General features: G+C 69.7%; 15 protein-coding genes. 4 read left to right on the forward strand and 11 right to left on the reverse strand.

Annotated elements, in window-relative coordinates; genetic code table 11:
- Nucleotides 1-13 precede the first annotated feature (13 nt).
- From QZX79_RS05425 to QZX79_RS05435, 3 genes are read right to left on the reverse strand one after another with little or no spacing between them, the layout of a single operon-like run.
- Nucleotides 14-4831, reverse strand: a complete 4818-nt coding sequence (locus tag QZX79_RS05425) for an NAD-glutamate dehydrogenase (RefSeq protein ID WP_294565704.1) — start codon at nucleotides 4829-4831, stop codon at nucleotides 14-16.
- 47 nt (nucleotides 4832-4878) lie between these two features.
- Nucleotides 4879-6222 carry a P-loop NTPase gene (locus QZX79_RS05430; protein WP_294565707.1) on the reverse strand — a complete coding sequence of 448 codons (1344 nt, stop codon included), beginning with the start codon at nucleotides 6220-6222 and terminating at the stop codon, nucleotides 4879-4881.
- Complete coding sequence (locus tag QZX79_RS05435) at nucleotides 6219-6887, reverse strand: hypothetical protein (RefSeq protein ID WP_294565710.1); 669 nt, start codon at nucleotides 6885-6887, stop codon at nucleotides 6219-6221. Before QZX79_RS05435 ends, QZX79_RS05430 begins: the two co-directional genes overlap by 4 nt.
- A 243-nt stretch (nucleotides 6888-7130) precedes the next feature.
- On the opposite strand from QZX79_RS05435, the gene QZX79_RS05440 reads away from it, so the two are divergent.
- Nucleotides 7131-7358, forward strand: coding sequence for a helix-turn-helix domain-containing protein (locus QZX79_RS05440; protein ID WP_294565713.1), 228 nt, complete (start codon nucleotides 7131-7133; stop codon nucleotides 7356-7358).
- Between the two features lie 12 nt (nucleotides 7359-7370).
- Here the strand turns inward: QZX79_RS05440 and QZX79_RS05445 are convergent, their stop codons facing one another.
- Nucleotides 7371-7922, reverse strand: a complete 552-nt coding sequence (locus QZX79_RS05445) for a hypothetical protein (RefSeq protein WP_294565716.1) — start codon at nucleotides 7920-7922, stop codon at nucleotides 7371-7373.
- Between the two features lie 111 nt (nucleotides 7923-8033).
- Here QZX79_RS05445 and QZX79_RS05450 point away from each other — a divergent pair, with 111 nt between their 5' ends.
- Both QZX79_RS05450 and QZX79_RS05455 read left to right on the forward strand, forming a co-directional pair.
- Nucleotides 8034-8780 (forward strand): LysM peptidoglycan-binding domain-containing protein, encoded by a 747-nt coding sequence (locus tag QZX79_RS05450; protein WP_294565719.1) that lies wholly within the window; start codon nucleotides 8034-8036, stop codon nucleotides 8778-8780.
- Between the two features lie 50 nt (nucleotides 8781-8830).
- Nucleotides 8831-9334 (forward strand): Rv3235 family protein, encoded by a 504-nt coding sequence (locus QZX79_RS05455; RefSeq protein WP_294565722.1) that lies wholly within the window; start codon nucleotides 8831-8833, stop codon nucleotides 9332-9334.
- 11 nt (nucleotides 9335-9345) lie between these two features.
- On the opposite strand, the gene secA is transcribed toward QZX79_RS05455, so the two are convergent.
- The 7 genes from secA to mtrA form a co-directional block, all read right to left on the reverse strand.
- Nucleotides 9346-12078: a preprotein translocase subunit SecA gene (gene secA, locus QZX79_RS05460; protein WP_294565725.1), complete on the reverse strand. Its 2733-nt coding sequence runs from the start codon at nucleotides 12076-12078 to the stop codon at nucleotides 9346-9348.
- A gap of 90 nt (nucleotides 12079-12168) precedes the next feature.
- Nucleotides 12169-13380, reverse strand: a complete 1212-nt coding sequence (locus QZX79_RS05465) for a winged helix-turn-helix domain-containing protein (protein WP_294565728.1) — start codon at nucleotides 13378-13380, stop codon at nucleotides 12169-12171.
- A gap of 91 nt (nucleotides 13381-13471) precedes the next feature.
- Nucleotides 13472-14215: a ribosome hibernation-promoting factor, HPF/YfiA family gene (gene raiA / locus QZX79_RS05470; RefSeq protein WP_294565730.1), complete on the reverse strand. Its 744-nt coding sequence runs from the start codon at nucleotides 14213-14215 to the stop codon at nucleotides 13472-13474.
- A 124-nt stretch (nucleotides 14216-14339) separates the two neighbouring features.
- The gene (locus QZX79_RS05475; RefSeq protein ID WP_294565733.1) at nucleotides 14340-15296 is read right to left on the reverse strand and encodes a ComF family protein; all 957 of its coding nucleotides are present in this window, start codon (nucleotides 15294-15296) and stop codon (nucleotides 14340-14342) included.
- 251 nt (nucleotides 15297-15547) lie between these two features.
- On the reverse strand, nucleotides 15548-17278 hold the full coding sequence (locus QZX79_RS05480) for an LpqB family beta-propeller domain-containing protein (protein ID WP_294565736.1): 1731 nt from the start codon (nucleotides 17276-17278) through the stop codon (nucleotides 15548-15550).
- A complete protein-coding gene (mtrB, locus tag QZX79_RS05485) occupies nucleotides 17265-19085 on the reverse strand; it encodes an MtrAB system histidine kinase MtrB (protein WP_294565858.1) in 1821 nt (606 codons plus the stop codon). Before mtrB ends, QZX79_RS05480 begins: the two co-directional genes overlap by 14 nt.
- Nucleotides 19086-19122: 37 nt before the next feature.
- Nucleotides 19123-19800: an MtrAB system response regulator MtrA gene (gene mtrA, locus QZX79_RS05490; protein ID WP_198812133.1), complete on the reverse strand. Its 678-nt coding sequence runs from the start codon at nucleotides 19798-19800 to the stop codon at nucleotides 19123-19125.
- Nucleotides 19801-20008: 208 nt separating this feature from the next.
- Between mtrA and QZX79_RS05495 the strand changes: the two genes are divergently transcribed.
- Nucleotides 20009-21292: a hypothetical protein gene (locus QZX79_RS05495; protein WP_294565747.1), complete on the forward strand. Its 1284-nt coding sequence runs from the start codon at nucleotides 20009-20011 to the stop codon at nucleotides 21290-21292.
- Nucleotides 21293-21300: the final 8 nt, after the last annotated feature.

Here is a 21300-nt window from a genome sequence, read left to right on the forward strand (position 1 = left end):
AAATTCCTGTCAATCAGCGGACGATGGAGCGCAGGAGGCGCAGCGCCACCGAGAGCGAAGAGATATCGTCCTGTTCGAGGCGGTTGACCTCGTCGAACATGTTCCGGGCCCGCGCCAGCTGGTCGGCGTGCTGCGCCTCCCACTCGTGCAGGCGGGCCATCGGCTCGCCTCCGCGGAGCCTCTCCGAGGCCTTGAGCACCGCGACGGTGATGTCGGCGACGGTCGAGTAGAGATCGTCGCGCAGCGCCGCCCGGGCCAGCGCCTGCCACCTGTCCTTGCGGGGAAGGTGGGTGATGCGCTCGAGGAGGTTGTCCACGTCGAAGTAATCGTAGACGGCGTAGTACACCCGGGCGATGTCCTCAACCGGCTCGTCGACCCGCCGGGTGCTGAAGGCGATGTCAAGCAGGGCGAAGGATTCGAACTGTTCGGCCCAGGTGGTCACGATGGACTCGGGCAGCCCCCGCTCCTGCGCCACGGCAGTCCACTTCCGAACCCGGTCGAGGTCTCCGCCGCGCACGAAGGAGGAGAGCCGGGACCGCAGCGGGTCGATGAGGGGCTTGAACGCCGCGATGCTTTCTTCGACCGGGGTGCTGGCCTCGACGTGGTTCACGAACCAGCGGACGGCCCGGTCGAGCAGGCGCCGCAGGTCCAGATGGACCTCGCACCAGTGCTCGGTCGGGAAGTCCGCGGGCAGTGCCTCGAGCGCGGTGACGATCGAGTCGAGCTCGTAGATCTCACGCAGCGCAACGAAGGCCCGGGCGACAGCGGATTCGGAAACGGAGGTCTCCTCCATGACGCGGAAGGCGAAGGTGATCCCGCCCATGTTGACCATGTCGTTGGCGACGGTGGTCGCGATGATCTCCCGGCGCAGCGGGTGGGTGTCGAGCAGGTCCCCGAAGCGCTCCACCAGCTGGTGCGGGAAGTACCGGCGCAGGGTGCCGGAGAACCAGGGGTCATCGGGCAGGTCGCTGTTGGTCAGCGCCTTGGCCAGCTCGATCTTCGCGTAGGCCGCCAGGACCGACAGCTCCGGGGAGGTCAGGCCCTTCCCGGTCTCAATCCGGGCCCGCAGCGCCTTGGTGGTGGGCAGGGCCTCGATGCCACGGTCCAGGTCCGCGTGTGCCTCAAGCCAGTCCATCAGCCGCTCGAAGCTGGGGCTCCACTCGATGATCCGCTGGCGGTCATTGAGCAGCAGCACGTTCTGGTCGATGTTGTCGCGCAGGACGAGCTCACTGACTTCATCGGTCATGGAGTGGAGGAACCCGGGGCGTTCCTCAGGGGTCATCCGGCCCAGTTTCACCATCCGGTCGACGAAGATCTTGATATTGACCTCGTGGTCGGAGCAGTCGACACCGGCGGAGTTGTCGATCGCGTCGGTGTTGAGCACCACGCCGTTCAGCGCCGCCTCGATCCGTCCGCGCTGAGTCATGCCGAGGTTGCCGCCCTCGCCGACGACCTTGACCCGCAGGTCGCTGCCGTTGATCCGGATCGCGTCGTTGGCGCGGTCCCCGACCTCGGCGTTGGTTTCGGCCGAGGACTTCACGTAGGTGCCGATGCCGCCGTTGTAGAGCAGGTCGACCGGCGCGCTCAGGATGGCCTTCAGGAGTTCGGGCGGGCTGAGCGTGGTCACGGAGTCCTCCAGTCCGAGGACGGCCCGGACCTGGTCCGAGACCGGAACCGACTTGGACTGCCGGGGGTAGATTCCTCCGCCTTCGCTGACCAGGGAGGCGTCGTAGTCCTCCCAGCTGGAGCGCGGCAGCTCGAACAGCCGCCGGCGCTCGGCGTGGGAGGCCGCGGGGTCCGGGTTGGGATCGAGGAAGATGTGCCGGTGATCGAAGGCGGCCACGAGCTTGATGTGCTCGGACAGGAGCATCCCGTTGCCGAACACGTCCCCGCTCATGTCGCCGACACCGACCACCGTGAAGTCCTGGGTCTGCGTGTCGAGGTCGAATTCGCTGAAGTGCCGCTTGACGGATTCCCAGGCACCGCGGGCGGTGATGCCCATCGCCTTATGGTCGTAGCCCACCGAGCCACCCGAGGCGAAGGCGTCGCCGAGCCAGAAGCCGTATTCCGCCGACAGTCCGTTGGCGATGTCGGAGAAGGACGCGGTGCCCTTATCCGCAGCGACGACCAGGTAGGAGTCGTCGCCGTCGTGGCGCACCACCCGGTCGGGCGTGACTACCGTTTCCCTCCCGTCGACGGTGACCAGATTGTCGGTGATGTCCAGCAGGGCGCGGATGAAGGTGCGGTAGCTCTCCGTTCCCTCGTTCAGCCAGGCTGCCCTGTCGACCGTAGGGTCGGGAAGCTGCTTGGGGAAGAATCCGCCCTTGGCCCCGGTGGGCACGATGACGGCGTTCTTGACGGTCTGGGCCTTCACCAGGCCCAGCACCTCGGTGCGGAAGTCCTCGCGGCGGTCCGACCAGCGCAGCCCGCCGCGGGCGATCTCCCCGAAGCGCAGGTGGACACCCTCGACCTGGGGCGAGTACACCCAGATCTCGAACTTGGGCCGCGGGAACGGCGCTCCCTCGATCGAGGGGGTGTCGAGCTTGAAACTGACGTGCCGCTTGTTCTGGAAGTAGTTCGTGCGCAGGGTCGCGTCGATGAGGTTGGCGTAGGAGCGCAGGACGCGGTCGGCGTCGAGGGTCACGACCCGTTCGAGTCCCGCGGCGAGGTCCGACCGGGCAGCCGCGGCCGCGGCCTCCCGGTCGGAGGTCAGGTCGGGGTCGAACCGTGCCTCGAACAGCGCGACGAGCGCCCGGGCCACGCCGGCGTTGCGCAGCAGCGTGTCGGCGACGAAGCCGTAGGAGTTCGCGTTGCCGATCTGGCGCATGTACTTGGCGTAGCTGCGCAGGATCAGCACCTGGCGCCAGCTGAAGTGCTCGCGCACCACCAGGCGGTCGAAGGTGTCCGACTCGCTGGCACCGACGACGGCGGCGGCGAACGCCTCCTTGAGCAGATCGGCCGTTTCGAGCGGGCTGATGCCGGCCGGATACCTCAGGCCGAGGTCGTACAGGAAGTACTGCTGCCCGTCGGCGCGTTCGATTTCGAACGGCCTCTCGTCGAGGACCTCAAGTCCAAGGTTGTGGAGGAACGGCAGGATCTGGGTGAGGCTCTTCGGCTCCATGAGGTAGAGCTTGAGCCTCGCGTCCTCCTCGGCGCCGGGGCGCTGCGGGACGTAGACGTGCATGCCCGGGGCACCGGTGGAGCCGTCGAGGGCCTCGAAGCGGCTGACGTCCTCGAGGGCTTCCTCAACCTCGTAGTCCACCCGGTAGCCTGCCGGGAAGGCCTCCCCCCAGAGTCCGGACAGGCGCTCGGCCTCCTCGTGGTCGAAGCGGTCGCGGGCGACCTCGGCGATGCCCTCGGCCCAGGACCGGGCGGCCCGGACGAGCCGCTCCTCAAGTTCGGCGCTGTCGACCTGCGGGACCTCCCCGCCGCGGGCGAGCCGGATCCGGAAGAACAGCCTCGCGAGGGCCGATTCGCTGACGCGGGCCTCGAAGTCGATCGAGTCGGCGTGGAAGGTGGTGCGCAGCTCCTCCTCGATCCGGAGCCGGACGCTGGTGGTGTACCGGTCGCGGGGGAGGTACACCAGCGCCGACATGAACCGCCCGTAGATGTCGGGGCGGAGGAACAGCCGGGTGCGGCGGCGTTCCTGGAGGCGCAGGATGCCCATGGCCGTGCTGACCAGGTCCTCGGCCTCGATCTGGAACAGTTCGTCCCGCGGATAGGTCTCGGCGATGGAGAGCAGGTCCTTGCCGGAGTGCGAGTCGGAGGGGAACCCGCAGAGCCGGAGCATCTCGGTGACCTTGTCCCGGACGATCGGTACGTTCCGCACCGACCCCGTGTAGGCGCTGGTCGCGAAGAGCCCGATGAAGCGCCGCTCCCCGTTGACGTTGCCCTGCGCGTCGAAGCTCTTGACCCCGATGTAGTCGAGGTAGGCGGCGCGGTGGACGGTGGAGCGAGAGTTCGCCTTGGTGATCACCAGGGCGCGCTTCTCACGGGCCTTGGCGCGGCCCGCCGACGTGAGGTGCTGGATCCGCCGGTCTGCGTCGGTGTCGCGGAGCAGGCCGAGGCCGCTGCCGTGGCGGACGCAGAGGGCGTCGAGGCCGTCCTCGACGACGAGGTCGTATTCCTTGTAGCCCAGGAAGGTGAAGTTTCCGTCGTCGAGCCACCTCAGGAGTTCCTGGGCCTGGCGGAGGTCCGGGATGGAGGAGCCGCCGGCGACCCCGTCCAGTGAATCCGCGATGTTCTGGACCTGGGCGCGCATGGCGGGCCAGTCGTGCACGGCGGCCCGCACGTCGGCCAGGACCTTGTGAAGGCCGTCGATGAGCTTGCCGCGTGCTTCCTCGTCGGGAATCCGGTTGATCTCGATGGACATCCACGATTCGATCGAGGAGGCCCCGGGGATCAGGTGGGAGATGTCGGGAAGCGCAGCCGTGTCTCCGCTTGAGGAGCCGGCGCTGGAGGGGACGCGCTGAAGACCGTTCAGGGCATGGGACGCTTCGTCGCGAGCCGCCACGAAGGTGGGATGGACCACCAGGTGGATGGCGCAGCCCTGCCGGACCAGTTCCGCGGTGACCGAATCGACAAGGAAGGGCATGTCATCGGTGACAATGGCGACGACGCTCGCCTCGCCCTGGTCAAAGACATCGACGACCGGCTCTCCGGCGGCGCGTACCTCGGCAAGCCGGCGGTGGGTCAGCGCGCGGTCACGCAGCGCTGATCCGCTGTAGGCTTCGGCGTCCTCCCCTGCGAGGTGTTCATAGTAGTGCTCAATGAAGTCCTCAAGCGACGTGTCTGAACTGGACTGATCCGTGACGCTGGATCCAGACGACATGAAAAACGCCTCCGTAACGAGATGAAAGACCGCTCCCTTGCGGCCCCTTACCTTGGAAGCCTAACGGGCATCCACGAAAACTTCACTTCGTTGGAGCTCCATCCAATGCGGCGGCGTTGGCGTTGTTCAACCGTCACATCGGCGAGTCCCGCAATCGCCCTCCGCAGGGCCGAGGACGGGGCAGTTTCGACGAGCGCCGAGCCCGCCAGCAGCGCCTCGTCCGCCGCCGGAAAATCGGCAGGGAGGAAGGCCGAAATGGCCGCGCCGGGCCCGAACCGCTCCCAGGCCTCCCTCAGCTGGTCCTCCGGCGAGCGCCCGACGGAACCGGCGCGGACCTTGTTGAGCACCACCCTCGGCTCGGCCGAGGGCACCGCCTCGGCCAGGACGGCCAGCGAACGCACGAGGCGCGGTACGCCGACGGCGTCGGCGGCACCGACCGCGATAACGGAGTCGGCCAGTTCAAGGCAGCGCAGTGCCGCGCCGTTGCGGCGGGGAGCGGCGGTGTCGAAGCTGAGCTCCTCGTCCGCTTCGAGGCAGAACCCGCAGTCGACGATGGTCACGGCGGCGCATGCACGGGCGTACTCGAGGACCCGGGCCAGGGCCGCGGGACGCACCTCGGGCCACCGGTCGGGCCGCGTCAGGCCGGTGAGGACTCCCAGCCTGCCGCCGCCCACGGCGACGGTTGAGGCCACCCGGCGGAGCCCGTCCGGGTCGAGCGTCCCCTGGTCTGCGAGCCGGCAGGCCTGGGCAAGTCCGGCGGCCTCATCGAGCAGACCCAGGAACGCCGCCACACTGGCCCCGTAGGTGTCGGCATCGACAAGCAGGACGGTGGAGCCGGCCGCCGCCAGCTCCGCCGCCATATTCACGGCCACCGTGGTCCGCCCCGGGGCCCCGATCGGCCCCCACACCGCGGTGACGGTGCCGCCGCCGGGTTCGCCGGGTTCGCCGGCGGGCGGCTCGGCGGTTTGCCCGGGGGGCGGCAGGGAAGCGGCCGGGTCGGCGTAGGCGCTGGTGCCCAGACTTCCTGCGGCGCCGGACAGGCTTTCGACGGCCGCCGTGACGAGTTCGGCCAGCGCGTCCGGCGCGATGCCGGGAGGCGCACGGCGTACCCCGGGCGCCACGACCCCCGCGGCCGGTTCGTCCTCTCCCGCGAGCACCACGACGGCGATCCCGGTGTCGCGCAGCCGCTCCAGGAGCGACACCGTCAGCGCTCCGGTTCCGGGTGAGAGGATGGCCGCGCGGGCCAGTCCCGCCTGGCCGGCTGCCAGCAGTTCGGGCACCCCCTCGCAGCGGCGCACCACGGTCACCGGGCCGTGGAGTTCCTCCAGCCCGGTAACGTACTCCCCCGCGGCCGGTCCCACGGTGACGACGGGGATGACCGGGCCGCTCACGGACTCCCCCGCGGGTTCAGCACCACGGCGATCTTCGCACCGTTCGACAGGGCGTTCAGCAGGGCAGGCATTGCCTCGTCGGCCACCAGCACGTAGACCCGGGACGGGGATTCCGTTCCCAGGGCCGATTCGTTGACCGCGATCTCGGAGACCTCGGCGCCCTCAAGCAGGAGCCGGGGCTGCTCGAACCGGGTGCCCTGCCCGGTGGCCGCCTCCGGCAGGGCGACCCAGACATCGACCCGCACCCCGGGCTCCGTGCCCGCGGGGAGGGGGTCCTCGATGGGAAGCCCGACCGGTTTCCTGTCCAGTTCGTCGGGGCGGCCGACGGCGGCGGCCGGAACCAGTTCGCCCGGGCGGACGAGCCGGGTTACCACCGCGTTCTTTGGAAGGCCGGAGGAGGCCCGAAGGTACTTCTCCTCCGAGCCTCCCAGCCGGACGGCGACCGTGGTGAGGTCACCTGACTCCAGGCGGGTGCCGACGGGAAGTTCGGTACGGGCAGCGAGGACATCGGTGGTGCGGTCGAGGCTGCCGACCAGCGCCGTAACCCCTGCGGTGGAGGCCAGCACGAGCAGGAGACCGATGATGAGCCGTGGATCCCGCCAGGACGGCCTGCCGATCCGCGGCGCGGTGGCGTGACCGTCCGTCCGGCTGGCGTTACCGCTCATGGAGCTTCCTCCGCACGCTTCGGAGCACTCTTCGGCACCGGCGGATGGGCACCGGCGCTCCTGCCATTGTTGTGCAGGCGGCACACAAAATAAACAGAAGGTTTCCGGCTCGCCCGAATCTGTGGACAACCGGCACCTCCGGGGCCGTGGAGTGACAGAATTGAGGCAGGTCCAGCCGGGTGCCCACGGTTGGAACGGAGGCGCTCGTGGAGGCAAGGCCACGGCTGAGGAAGAGGTGTTCGTGTGGCTGAGAAGCGGTTCCTGACCCTCGCCGACGTTGCGGAGGTGCTCAATATCAGCTCCTCCCAGACCTACGCCCTGGTTCGCTCGGGGGAGCTTCCGGCGATCCAGGTGGGCGGGCGCGGTCAGTGGCGCGTCGAGGCACGGGTCCTCGAGGACTACATCGCCGATGCCTACCGGAGATCCGCAGCCGCCCTGCGCGGAAGCGCCGACCCGGTCAACAACGCCTGAGCGTCTATGGTGTCAGGGGCGGGAGGCCACCGCGGCGACCGCGGCGAAGGGCAGCGCCACCACCGCCCGGACATTGGCCGGCCTGCGGTGCTCGCCCGGCGGAACGAGTGCCACCTCGAGGAAGTCGGCTCCGACCCGATCCAGCGTGCCCTCGGAGACCGTGACCGGTGACCCTGCATAGACGCTGATGTGCGCCCGGTCGCGGGCCAGCGCGCGGTAGGCCGAGGCGAGGCCCAGGCGGGCGTGGATCCCCGCCGGGCGCGGGGCGACGGCACGTCCCAGACCTTCGATACTCAGGATCGCGGCGAAGGGCACCAGGACGGAGCGCTGCCCCTCTGCGAGTACGAGCCATTCGGCGCCGACGTAGGCCAGGCTGCCGGAGAAGCCCTGCCCGTTCCCGGTCCGGACCTTCAGCCCCTGGGCGATGGAACCGGCCAGCCGGTCCGCGAGGGCCACCCGCGCCTGCTCCATCCTGAGCAGGTCTGCCGCCGCCGCTTCCTCCGAGGCCGCCCGCGCGGCCGCCAGCTGGGCCTCGAGATCACCGAACAGGGCTTCCCACCGCATGGTCCAACGGTAGGCAGGCGGGTAGAGGGGGTCAACGAATTCGAGTAGCCGTAAACGTATACAAGCGGTATCAAACGCGCTCAAATGGATGCAAATGCAAGGGAGGAGACCATGGAAAGGCGCTTGGGGGTTCTCTACCCTGCGGCCCTCCTCGGCCTCGGGGCGGTCCTCGTCCTCTCGGGACTGGGGCTTGCCTCCGGTGCCTCGCGGGCGCCGGAGACCGGTATCGGCGCCGTCGTCTCCGTTGCCGGCCTGGGCCTGCTGCTCTGGTGGACCGGGGCCCTGGCGCTCGCGCTCGGCGCCGAGGTCCTCAAGCGGAGGGGCCGCGCCGCCGCCGCCGCCAGGATGGCGGCCCTCACTCCAGGCTTCATGCGCCGGCTGGCCGCCGTGCTGCTCGGGGCGAATCTCCTGGCCGCACCGTGCGCAGCCTCGGCGCCGCCGTCGGCATCGATCCCACCCGCGGTCCCGGCACCCACGGTCGTGGTGCCGGCTGTCGCGGCCCTGACCGTTCCTGCAGACCGCGGCGAGGACCCTCAGCCCGGGCAGTCCCACCCGTCCGTTCGGGAACCGCGGGTCAGCCCGGACTGGAAACCGCTGCCGCTCCCCTGCGATCCCGGCCTGCTGGCCCGGCCGCCAAGCCAGCAGGGCGCGGCACCGGATGCGGACAGCGCCCGGGTGGTTGTCCGGAGGGGTGACTCGCTGTGGTCGATCGCCGCGGCGCGGCTCGGTCCCCTCGCCTCGGACGCCGACATCGCGGCAAGCTGGCCGCGCTGGTACGCGAGGAACGCCTCACTGATCGGCCCGGATCCGGACCTCCTGACACCGGGCCAGACACTGGCTGCCCCGGACCCGCCCTGAGCGTCCCAGCCGGCAGCAGGACCGCCCATCCCAGCAGTGAAAGGACCACCATGGCCACCCTCACCCAGCAACGAAACCAGCAACGAATCCAGGAACACCCGGCCCGTGCCGCCGCACCGTGGGCCCTCCCGTCCTGCGCGGACCCACCGGAGCAGCCGCCGCCGGAGGCGCTGCTGCCGGAAGCGGAGGAGCGCGTCGGCGGCATCGCGCGCGCCGTGGCGCAGGGAGCCGTCGAGGTCCTCGGGGGCAGCCGCCCCGCCTCCCAGATGTCCCGGTGGCTCGATCCGGCCAGCTACGAGAAGCTGCACCTGCGCGCCTGCCTCATGCAGAAGGTCGCAGCCTCCGAAGCCACCGGCTCCTGCCCGGGCGGCGCCCTGGTGGACCGGCGGGCCTACCGCTGCGTGACGGTCCGCAGCGCGCGGCTGTGCCGCGTCTCCGAAACCGCCTTCGAGGCCGCCCTGGTCGTTCTGGACCGCAGGCGGGCACGCGCCGTCGCCCTGCGGGTCGAACACCGCCGCGGCGACTGGAAGGTCACCGCCCTGGAGATCGGCTGAGCTGCTTTTGGCTACTTCTTCGGTCGCTTGGAGCCGTTCCGCTCGGCCCGTGCCTTCGTTTCGGCGACGGCCGTCTTGAGCCGTTCCACGTGCGTCTCGACCTCGCCCTGCGCGTTCGGCGCGGAGAAGTTCAGGCTGGCCGGGCGCTGCGGTGCCTCAAGGCCCGCCGCCCGGATCGAGGGAACCTGGACCAGTCCGCGGCCGTCCTGGACGCCCAGCCCGTTCGACGCCGGTGCCGCGGGGGCGGCGACCTCGACCTCGAGGTTGAACAGGTAGCCGATGGTCTCCTCGCGGATGGCCTCCATCATGGCCTGGAAGAGGATGAAGCCCTCACGCTGGTACTCCACGAGGGGGTCGCGCTGGGCCATGGCCCGCAGCCCGATGCCCTCCTTGAGGTAGTCCATCTCGTAGAGGTGCTCCTGCCACTTCCGGCCGATCACCGACAGGACCACGCGGAGCTCGAGTTCGCGCATCGTCTGCTCGCCGAGGGCATCCTCCCGCGCCTGGTAGGCGAGCTTGGCGTCGGAGAGGATCTCCGAGTGGAGGAAGTCGCGGGTGATCTTCGACTTCCCACCGGCTTCCTCGATGACCTCGTCGATGGTGAGGGTGATCGGGTAGAGCGTCTTGAGGTTGGTCCACAGCAGCTCGTAGTCCCAGTCGTCGCCGTGGCCCTGGGCGGTGGCCTCATCGACCATGGCCGTCACCACGTCCTCAAGGAAGTAGCCGACCTTTTCCTTCAGGTCGCCGCCTTCAAGGATGCGCCGCCGGTCGCCGTAGATGGCCTCGCGCTGGCGGTTCAGGACGTCGTCGTACTTCAGGACGTTCTTGCGCTGTTCGGCGTTGCGCCCCTCGACCTGGCCCTGGGCGTTCTCGATGGCCTTGGAGACCAGCCGCGACTCGAGGGCGACGTCGTCGGGCATGCTCGAGCTGTTCATGATGCGCTCGGCGCCGCCGGAGTTGAACAGCCGCATGAGGTCGTCGGTCAGCGAGAGGTAGAACCGCGAGCGGCCCGGGTCGCCCTGGCGGCCGGAACGGCCGCGCAGCTGGTTGTCGATGCGGCGCGATTCGTGGCGCTCGGTGCCCAGCACGTAGAGCCCGCCGAGCTCGCGGACCTCGTCCTGCTCGGCCTCCACGGCCTTCTTGGCAGCCTCGAGGGCCGCAGGCCACTGGGCCTCGTACTCCTCGGGGTTCTTCGCCGGGTCAAGCCCGCGCTTCTCAAGTGCGGCGACGGCGTTGAACTCGGCGTTGCCGCCGAGCATGATGTCGGTGCCGCGGCCTGCCATGTTGGTGGCCACCGTGACGGCGCCCTTGCGTCCTGCCTGGGCGACGATGGCGGCCTCGCGGGCGTGGTTCTTGGCGTTGAGGACCTCGTGGCGGACCCCGGCCTTGGCCAGCTGCTTGGAGAGGTATTCGCTCTTCTCGACGCTGGTGGTGCCGACCAGGACCGGCTGGCCGGTCTCGTGGCGTTCGACGATGTCCTTCACGACGGCGTCGAACTTCGCCACCTCGTTCTTGTAGATCAGGTCGGCGAGGTCCTTGCGGGCCATCTCCTTGTTGGTGGGGATGGGCACCACGCCGAGCTTGTAGGTCGACATGAATTCCGCGGCCTCGGTCTCGGCGGTGCCGGTCATGCCGGAGAGCTTTTCGTAGAGCCGGAAGTAGTTCTGCAGCGTGACGGTGGCGAGCGTCTGGTTCTCCGCCTTGATCTCGACGCCTTCCTTGGCCTCGATCGCCTGGTGCATGCCTTCGTTGTACCGGCGGCCGGCGAGGATGCGGCCGGTGTGCTCGTCGACGATCATGACCTCGCCGTTGAGCACGACGTAGTCCTTGTCGCGCTTGAACAGTTCCTTGGCCTTGATGGCGTTGTTGAGGAAGCCGATCAGCGGGGTGTTCGCGGACTCGTAGAGGTTGGAGATGCCGAGGTAGTCCTCGACCTTCTCGATGCCGGACTCGAGCACGCCGACGGTGCGCTTCTTCTCGTCGACCTCGTAGTCGGCGTCGACGGAAAGCTTCTTCACGACCTTCGCGAACTCGTTGTACCAGCGGTTGACATCGCCGGAGGCCTGCCCGGAGATGATCAGCGGGGTCCGGGCCTCGTCGATGAGGATCGAGTCGACCTCGTCGACGATGGCGAAGTTGTGCCCGCGCTGGACGAGCTCGGTGGCGCTCCAGGCCATATTGTCGCGCAGGTAATCGAAGCCGAATTCGTTGTTCGTGCCGTAGGTGATGTCCGCGGCGTACTGTTCGCGGCGCGTCGCAGGGTCCTGCTTGGACAGGATGCACCCGCTGGTCATGCCCAGGAACCGGAACACGCGGCCCATGAGGTCCGATTGGTATTCGGCGAGGTAGTCGTTGACCGTGACGATGTGGACGCCCTTGCCGCTGAGGGCGTTGAGGTAGGCCGGGGCCGTGGCCACGAGGGTCTTGCCCTCGCCGGTCTTCATCTCGGCGATATTGCCAAGGTGCAGCGCGGCCCCGCCCATGAGCTGGACGTCGAAGTGGCGCAGGCCGAGGGTGCGGCGGGAGGCCTCCCTCACCGCGGCGAAGGCCTCGGGCAGGAGGTCGTCGAGGCTCTCGCCGTCCGCGTGGCGCTTTTTCAGCTTGTCGGTCTCCCCGCGCAGCTCAGCGTCGGACATCGCACGGAAGTCGTCCTCGATGATGTTGATTGCGTCGGCGTAGTTCCGGAGTTTCTTCAGTGTCTTCTTATCGCCGGTGCGGAGAACTCGTTCAAGAAGTGATGGCACTGGTATCTGCTCCCAATCTAAGGCTGCCGAAAGATGGCGTGATCAGTCTACGGGAAGACGCTTTGTCTCCCGCTTTAGTTCCCGAACGGCTCAACGCCGCCCCAGCGCCGCGGAAAGCGGCGCCGCGAGGTCTCCCACGGGTTCGACGACGACCTGCTGCAGGCCGAGCCATCCGGCCATGGTACCCAGTTCAGCTGAGAGTTCGTCGGCGGTGTCCGCGGGCGCGCCCGGTTCGGCGTAGCTTCCGCGCACCAGCAGACGCCCGGTGGCCCGGTCGGCCTTGAGGTCCACCCGGGCCGCCATCGTCTCTCCGAGCAGGAAGGGCAGGACGTAATACCCGTAGCGGCGTGCCGCCGCAGGAGTATAGATTTCGAGCCGGTAGTGGAAGCCGAAGAGCTCCTCGAGCCGCGGGCGGTCGAAGACGAGGGAGTCGAAAGGGCTCAGCAGCGCCCGCCCGGCGGCGCGGCGCGGGATTGCGGCGTCGCGGTGGAGGTAGGCCGGCCGGTTCCAGGAGCCCACCTGGGCGGGGGTGAGGACCCCCCTCCCCTCGAGGATCCGCACCGCCTCCGCGGTGTCGCGGACGGGGGTGCGGAAGTAGTCGGCGAAACTGCGCACTGTGCCGATGCCCAGCGCGGCGGCGGCGCGTTCGGTCAGGACAAGGATCGCCTCGCGCGGGTCGGCCTCCTCGGCTGCGAGGTCGGAGGTGGGCAGCACCCGGGCCGAGGGTGCGTACCGGCGTTCGAAGGATGAGGTCCGGCCGGCCGAGCTGATTTCCCCGCGGGCGAAGAGGTCCTCGAGGACGCGTTTGACCGCGCTCCAGTTCCATCCCCAGTTATCGGTGCTGCGCTGCTCCGAGTGGCCGAGGCGTTCCTGCACCTGTCCGGCGGTCAGCGCCCGGCTCGAGGCAAGGAGCGTGAGGATCCGTTCCTCCAGGGATGAGCGGAGCACCGGGTCCATCCCCGACGCTCCGCTCCAGGTGCGCCGCTGCCAGGGGCGCAGGTGCGGGAACAGGGCAGGGTCGATGAAGCTGGCCTCGTGCGCCCAGTACTCCGTCAGCCGGCGCGGATGCCTGCCGGCGAACCGATCGAGGACCGCCGGGTCGTACGCGCCCAGCCGCGAGAAGACCGGAAGGTAGTGGGAGCGCACCAGCACGTTGACCGAATCGATCTGGAGCAGCTGCAGCCTATCGAGGATCCGGCCCACGGACCGCGCGGAGGGCGGAGCCGTGGGCCGGGTCTTGGCGAGTCCCTGGGCCAGCAGGGCTGCCCTGCGGGCCTGGGACAGGGTGAGGTGAACGGTCATGGCCCTGCCGGGGGTAACGGACGGGCCGACGACGAGGCCCCGGACGCGCCGTTAGCGGCGCAGGTCCGGGGCCCGGAAGTGGGACGGGGTGTCACTGGGTTGCAGCGGCTTCCTTCGCCCGGTACGCCAGGAGCTCCTCCTGGGGGTCCTGCGTCCCTTCGGCGCACTTCGAATCGAGGGTGATGACTCCGTAGGTCCAGCCCTGGCGCCGGTAGACGACCGAGGGGGCACCGGTGGCAGAGTCGACGAAGAGGTAGAAGTCGTGGCCGACCAGTTCCATGTTGTCGACGGCGTCATCGAGGGTGATCGGCTCTCCGGAGAAGACCTTCCGCCGGATGAGGACCGGTGAGTCCCCTGCCGGGACATCGTCCGGCGACTCGTAGGGATCAGTCGAGGCGGCGGGCGCCGTCGTTCCAGCCGTCGTTCCATTGGCGGAATCGTCCGCCAGCGCGGCGTAGATCGGCTGGGAGGTGCTGACGGGTTCGAGCCCGGCGGTGGCAGCGCCGACCGCGACGGGTGTGTGCCGTCCGTGGTGGACCTTGCGGCGGTCCCGCGCCCGGCGGAGGCGTTCGAGGAGTTTGTTGTAGGCGAGGTCGAAGGCGGCGAACTTGTCGCCGGCCGTGGCCTCGGCCCGGATGACCGGGCCCTTGCACAGTACCGTCAGTTCGACGGTGAGGGCCGTGTCGGCGTCCCTGGCACTTGTTTCCTTGGTGATCTTGGCATCCACCCGCTGGACCTTATCGCCGAGCTGTTCGATCTTGTCGACCTTCTCTGCGGCGTACTCGCGGAACCGGTCCGATACTGCAAGGTTCCGGCCGTTAATCACAAATTCCATGGTGCCCTCCAAATCGCTAAGGTGACACAACAGCGGCCGGTCAGGCTGCCCCGGTCCGCTGCCGATGGGTGCTTGTCTGCTTTCTAACACCCATACCTCACGGTAGATCACGGCACCCCGTAATTCATCCCTCCCCGCGCCGATTTCTCCGGAATTCGCTGTAAGCCAACTCGGCTCCGGACGGCGGTGGCGTGGCCGCCAGGACGACGGCACCGGCCACCGCCGCGCCCTCGGCCCGCAGCGCCCTGACGACCTCCGCGAGGGTCGCTCCGGTGGTCAGGACGTCGTCCACGACGAGGCACTGCACCCCCTCCAGGCGGCCGCGGTACCGCCGCCGAACCCGCATCGACCCGGCGACGTTTTCCTGCCGGCCGCGCCGCCCCAGCCCCTTCTGCCCGCCCCGCCGCGCCGAGGGAAACCACGGGATGCCGGCGGGCCGTCCGCCCGCACGCACCCCCGGATGCCGGTGCCCCACGGGCCGTGCAAGCCGGGACCCGGCAGGGAGCTCACCGCGGCGGCGGAGTCCGTCCAGCAGCAGGCCCAACGGGTCGTAGCCGCGCCGGCGCAGGGACCGGCCGCGGGTGGGGACGGGCACCAGCAGGCAGGGACCCGCCGGCAGGTCCGAGCATGCGGCGAGCAGGGCACCGCCGAGGGCCGCCGCGAGGGGGCGGGCCAGGTCGGTGTGGCCGGCATTCTTGAACGCCAGCAGGGCCCGGGCGACCACTCCCCGGTAGATTCCCGCGGCGACCACCGGCAGCGGCTCAAAGCCGCCTCCGGCATCGTCATCGCCCGGAGCGCCGGTGCCGCTTCCCGGTCCGTCGGGATCGCGCAGCGGGAGGGAACCGGCTCCGGCTTCGGCCCGGAAGGGACGCACCGTGGCCCGCCGGAGGGTCCGGCGGCACGGCCGACACAGGGAGGTGTCATGGCGGCCGCATCCCACGCAGGAGGTCGGCAGGATCAGTGCCCAGAAACCCCGAAGGGCGCGGCCGGCCGCGGCCGGGACGCCACCGCCCCTGCTGCAGTCGATGCCGCCGCCGGGCACCGCGCCGGCTTCCGGGAGTACGCGGACCGGGTGAGCCATGCCTTAAGGGTGCCGCGGAGGCTGGGGATGCCGGGGCACCGGCGTGCGGTGTGGATAAGGGGCGGTGTGGATAAGGGGCTGTGTGGATAAGGGGCTGTGGGGATAAGGGCTGTGTGGATAAGGGTGCAGTGTGGAACCCGGGGAGCGCGGACCACCCGGCAGGGCGCGCGGAGCGCGTAGCCGGGCGGTGCCGCCAGCTCCCGTCAGGCGGCGCGCGGCGCGGCGCGGCGGCGGGAGCGGCCCTCTCGGCATCAGCCGGGGAAGGCCGGGTCCCGTACCCCTTCGACGCTGCGGATCCAGCTCAGTCCCACCCTGGCAAAGAGCGCCTCCGCGGTCTGAATGTAGAAGTCTTCCTGCGGATCGCTTCCGGCGCTGATGTTCAGCACACCCTTGTGCGGCTTAAGGGCCTCGGTCTCCCCGCTGAGCTGGACGATCAGGGGCGTCACCTCGGCCGTCTCCGAGACCGGGGAGGCGACGATGGTGCTCTCCCCCGCCCACTTGGCGGTGCCGATGTCCGCGCCCGCGTTGAGGGCAATCGGGGTCCCCAGGCTCTGCGGAATGCCCTGGGCGCTGCGCGTGATGCCGGCGAGCAGCACCTCGGAGGCCCCGGCCTCATCGACGACGAGGAGGGCGCGGGCGCCGTCCCGGGAGATCTGGAGCTCCCTGACCGTGCGGTCTGCGAGCCACGACGCGGAGACGACGACCGCATTGCGCGTCACCCCGCCCGGAGGCACCGCGACCACCTCGGTGCCGCGGCCGCTCGGGCCGCCCTCCACGCTGCGTGCGGTCCACACCCAGTTGCTGGTGTCGAAGCTGGGGGCGGTGAGACCGGTGCCTTCGACGGCGGTGCGGACCTCGCTGCCCGGGGCGGTGGCCAGCAGCGCCGTGGACCGGCCGTTCAGGAACGCGAAGTTGCTCCCCTCGAGGGACCGCGCCGGGTCCTTCGGGCTGTAGTCGGCCACCGAGGGCAGCCCCTCGACCGGGAGCACATCGAGGTTCCGTACGGTGCGCACCTCATTGTCCGCGATGACCACCTGCTCATTGCCCACCGGGGGGTTGAAGTCTGGAATCACGAGGGCCGGGTCGGGGCTGCCGAGGTCGATCGGCTGGCCGGCGCTCATCTCCACGGAGGTGACGTCGTTGAGCGTGGTGAGGTTCACCCGCAGCTGCTGCTCCATCTGCTGGAGACGGAGGTCCGTAGCGTCCTGAAGGACGTCGGCGGACAGTTCGACGGAGGCCACCCCTGAGGCGATCGGCACCGATTCCTGTGCGAGGGTGACCCCCTCGGGGAAGGCGCTGGTGACAGCACCCTGGAGGTAGGGGGCGGGGCCGGCGAGCAGGGCCTGCACCACCCGGGCGGCGATGCCGGGGCGGCGGACGAACCAGCGGACGTCGGGCACCCAGTACCGGTAGCCGCTGCTGTAGAAGTAGAGGTGGTGCGCGGTGGCCAGCAGGGAGGCGTTGCTTTCGGTGACCATGATCCCGTTGGGGATTTCACTGATGCGCCACTGCCCGTTGACCTTCACCATTTCGGCGCGGACGCTTTCGGTGGTCGGAGTCGGCGGGTCGGTGCGGATGCCCCGGGCGTCAATGATTCCGGTGATCTCGAGCTGCACCTGCAGCGCGCCCTCGGCCTCGCGCTGGATGATCCTCGGGTCGGCCCGGAAGATTACGATCCGTTCCTCGGGCTGCCACGTCCGGGCCAGCTCCGGGGTCAGGAATTCCCGGGCCACCTTGTACCCGTCGGCGGCGCCGGTGCCCGCCGTGATGAACTCCTGGAGGAGCACCTCGGGCGGCGCGCCCGGCTGCGGGCCTTCGGGTGAGAAGACCTGGGACACGGTGTCCTCCTCGACCGCGGGCGCGGGAATGGTGGCCACCGGTCCGCTCCGGGGAATGGAGGAGCAGCCGGAGAGGATCAGGAGCAAGGCAACGACCGCGGCGATGAAGGAGCCCCGCGTTCCGGCGGGCCTACTGGATTTCACTTTTCTCCTTCAGCTGCGGGTCGGGGGTGCCGGCCCCGGCCGCGGGCCGGACGTCGGTAGGCACAGCGCCCGAAGGTCCGGCGGGCGGGACGTCGGTGGGCGGGGCGTCGGTAGGCACAGTGCCCGAAGGACCGGCGGACGGCACATCGGCGGGCGGGGCGTCGGCGGGTGCGGCGCCCGATGGCCCTGCGGCGAGCGGCAGCGGCAGCCGGTCGCGCGGCGGCAGGGGCAGCGGGGAGACTTTCAACTCGCCGCCGCGCTGCTTGGGCAGGGTAAGCCGGAAGCAGGATCCGTTACCCGGCTCGCCCCATGCCTGGAGCCAGGCCGAGTGCAGGCGTGCGTCTTCGACGGCGATGGACAGCCCCAGCCCGCTTCCGCCCGTGGTGCGGGCGCGGGCGGGGTCCGCCCGCCAGAAGCGGTCAAAGACCCTCGAGGCCTCATCCTCGCTCATACCGATGCCGTAGTCGCGCACCGCGACGGCGACCGCGTCGGGGTTCGAGGCGATATAGATGTGGACGGGTTTCCCCTTGCCGTGCTCGAGCGCATTGACGACCAGATTGCGCAGGATCCGCCCGATCCGGCGGGGGTCGGCGTCGACGATGCAGCTGCTCTCGGACGAGACGATGCGCAGGTCCGAGCCGAAGTTGTCGGCCAGCGGCTGGGCCCCGTCGACGACGTGCTTCACCACCTGGAAGAGGTCGGTGGGCTCGGACTCAAGCACCGCCGCGCCGGCGTCGAAGCGGGAAATTTCGAGGAGGTCAGCCAGCAGTGACTGGAACCGTTCCACCTGGTCGTAGAGAATTTCCGCGGACCGCTTGTTCACGGGGTCGAAGTCGGTCCGCGCCTCGTGGAGCACCTCGGCGGCCATCCGGACCGTCGTCAACGGGGTCCGCAGTTCGTGGGAGACGTCCGAGACGAACCGCTGCTGCATCTGGGACAGCTGCGCCAGCTGGGTGATCTGGTCCTGGAGGCTGGTGGCCATGTGGTTGAAGGACGCACCGAGCCGGGCGACCTCATCCTCGCCGCGGACCTCCATCCGCTCCTGCAGCTCGCCGGCGGCCAGCTTCTCCGAGACGAGGGCGGCATGGCTGACGGGCCGGACGACGCTGCGTGTCACGAACCAGGCGATCGCCCCGATGATCCCCAGCAGCACCGTCCCGGCGATCCACAGCACGCGGTGGATGTAGTCGAGGGTCAGCTGCATGGAGGAGAGGTCGTAGATGATGTAGACGGCGTAGGTGGTGCTGTCCGGGGGCAGGGTGACCTTGGTGGCGAAGGCGACCCCCGGCGCCTGCAGGCCGCCGGTCGCTTCTGAGCGGGGAATCGTGATCGGGGCCCAGTACTGGTCCTCGCCCTCCGCGACGGCGGCGCTGAGCTCGGGCGGGATGAGTGCGGACTCCGTCATCGCCTTATGGCTGGCCAGGGCCGGAACCCAGTAGCCCTGCTGGCCGGGCAGCGGGCTGAGCAGCCACTGCCGAGGGGCGTCGGCGCCGGGGGCCCCGAGCCGGTCGAGGGTGTCACGGGCCAGCCGGTCCGTCGAGTCCCGGTCGGCGGCCGTGGTGTCCCTAAAGATTTCCTTGATCTCGCCCAGGCCGTAGCTCGCCTCGCCCTGGAACTGCCCGAACCGCTCCTTGTACAGGCCGTTGGCGATCTGGTTGGACAGGAAGCCCCCCACCGCCACGAGGGCGAGGGAGGTCAGCAGCAGCGTCGCGACGACCGTGCGGAACTGCAGGGAACGGCGCCAGCGGCCGGCGATGAAGGACGCCGCCCGGCGGGCCTGCCGCAGCCCCCGTCCGGCGCCCTGGATCGCCGCTTCGACGGCGCGGGCTGCCCGGGTGTTCACCTCAGCCTTGACCTGCCTTATATCCGACGCCGCGGACCGTCAGGATAATCTCGGGTGCCTCGGGGTCGCGTTCGATCTTCGAGCGCAGCCGCTGCACATGGACGTTGACCAGCCGGGTGTCCGCGGCGTGGCGGTAGCCCCAGACCTGCTCAAGGAGCAGTTCCCGGGTGAAGACCTGCCACGGCTTGCGGGCCAGGGCCACGAGCAGGTCGAATTCGAGCGGAGTCAGCGAGACCTTGTCGTTGCCGCGGGTCACCGAGTGTCCGGCGACGTCGATGGAGACCTCGCCGATCCTCAGCGTCTCCGGCGCCCGCGTGTCACCGGGGCGCAGCCGGGCGCGCACGCGCGCTACGAGTTCGGCCGGCTTGAACGGCTTGGGCACGTAGTCGTCGGCACCGGATTCGAGGCCGCGCACGACGTCGGAGGTGTCGGACTTGGCGGTCAGCATCACGATGGGGACATCCGATTCGGCCCGGATCTGCCGGCACACCTCGATACCGTCGAGGCCCGGAAGCATGAGGTCGAGCAGCACGAGGTCCGGCTGGGCCGACCGGAACACCCCGAGCGCCGCGGCGCCGTCCGCGCAGAACACCGGGTCGAACCCGTCGTTGCGCAGCACAATGCCGATCATCTCGGAAAGGGCTTCGTCGTCGTCAATCACCAGGATGCGTGCCTTCATGCCTCAATAGTCTCCCATCCGGTCTCCAATGTCCCATTGGGCACTTCCTCCGCGTGCCGCAGCGGATCGGGCGGCATCGGCGGGACGTTTCACGCTCCGCCGGGCCCGAGGGAAACACCAGCGTGTCCGCCTACTGCCCTCGGGAGGCACCGGTGATTATAGTTCAACGTGAACAGACCGCACCGGCGCCCGCTTCGAGAAGGACAGCATGAGCAACGATCCATCCGACGGGTCCCGCCGGGACCCAGCCTGGCACCCTCCCGCGGGGCCGGTGCCAGAGCAGTACCCCGGCTTCCCTCCTCCCTCCGGCGCGGCGCCGGACCAGCCGTTCCGCCCGCCGGGCCCGCAGGACCCGGGGTTTGCCGGGCCCGGCCCCGACGGCTCCGGCCAGAACAGCTGGGGCCAGAGCTGGGGCGGCGGGTACGGGCCGGGTGCGGCCGCCCCCGGCCCGGGGGCTCCCCAGGGCTGGGGTTCGCTGCCGCCGCAGGCCTACGCCGCTCCCCCCAAGCCGGGGGTGATTCCGCTGCGCCCGCTGGGCCTTGGCGAAATCCTTGACGGCGCCTTCCAGGCCTGCCGCCGGAACCCGCTGGCCACCTTCGGCACGGCCATCCTCTTCCAGACCATCGTGGCCCTGGTGACCGCCCTGATGTCGGCCGGGCTGCTCAGCAGCCTCGACCAGATGGCGATGGGCACCGTCTCCCCCGACCAGCTGGGCGGCACCGTGGCCTCGGCGGTCTCCTTCGCCTCGGTGGTGACGATCGTTTCCCTCGGGGCGCTGCTCATCCTCCAGGGTGTGCTTGTGATTCCGGTGGCCCGTGCTGTGCTGAACCAGAGGACCGGCTTCGCCCAGCTGTGGAAGCTTTCGGCCCGCCGCATCCTCCCCCTGCTGGGGCTGGGGCTGATGCTCACCCTGGCGGTGGCCGTGGGTCTTGGCCTGTTCGTGGTGATCGCCATCGGGCTGGCCGCGGCCCTTGAGGACGCCTCGCTGTTCATCATCATCCCGCTGATCTTCGCCGTCTTCGTGGTCCTCACCTGGATCAGCATCAAACTGGCCCTCGCACCGGCGGCCCTCATGCTCGAAGGGACCGGACCGATGGCATCGGCGCGCCGGTCCTGGGTGCTGACCGGGCGCAACTGGTGGCGGACCTTCGGCATCATCCTGCTGACCAGCGTTATGGTCGCAATCATCACCTCGGTGGTGTCGACCCCCATCAGCTTTATCGTGATGGCGCTGTTCAGCTTCTCCGACGCCCCGGCGGCCGGCACGGCGGATGCGCTCGATTCCCTCCCGGTGCTGGTCCTGACCCAGGTCATCTCGGCCTTCTTCGCCGCCATCGGCTATGCCTTCCAGTCCGGCGTCACCTCCCTGCTGTACATCGACCTGCGCATCCGCAGGGAAGGCTTCGACGTGGTCCTCCTCGCCGAGACCGAACGGGCCGCGGGCCAGGGCGGCCCGGGGTACGGGCCGGGACCGCTGGAGGGCCTGCGGTGATGTCCCCA

Origin of the sequence: uncultured Arthrobacter sp. (assembly GCF_902805515.1) — a bacterium.
Classification (GTDB): domain Bacteria; phylum Actinomycetota; class Actinomycetes; order Actinomycetales; family Micrococcaceae; genus Arthrobacter_D.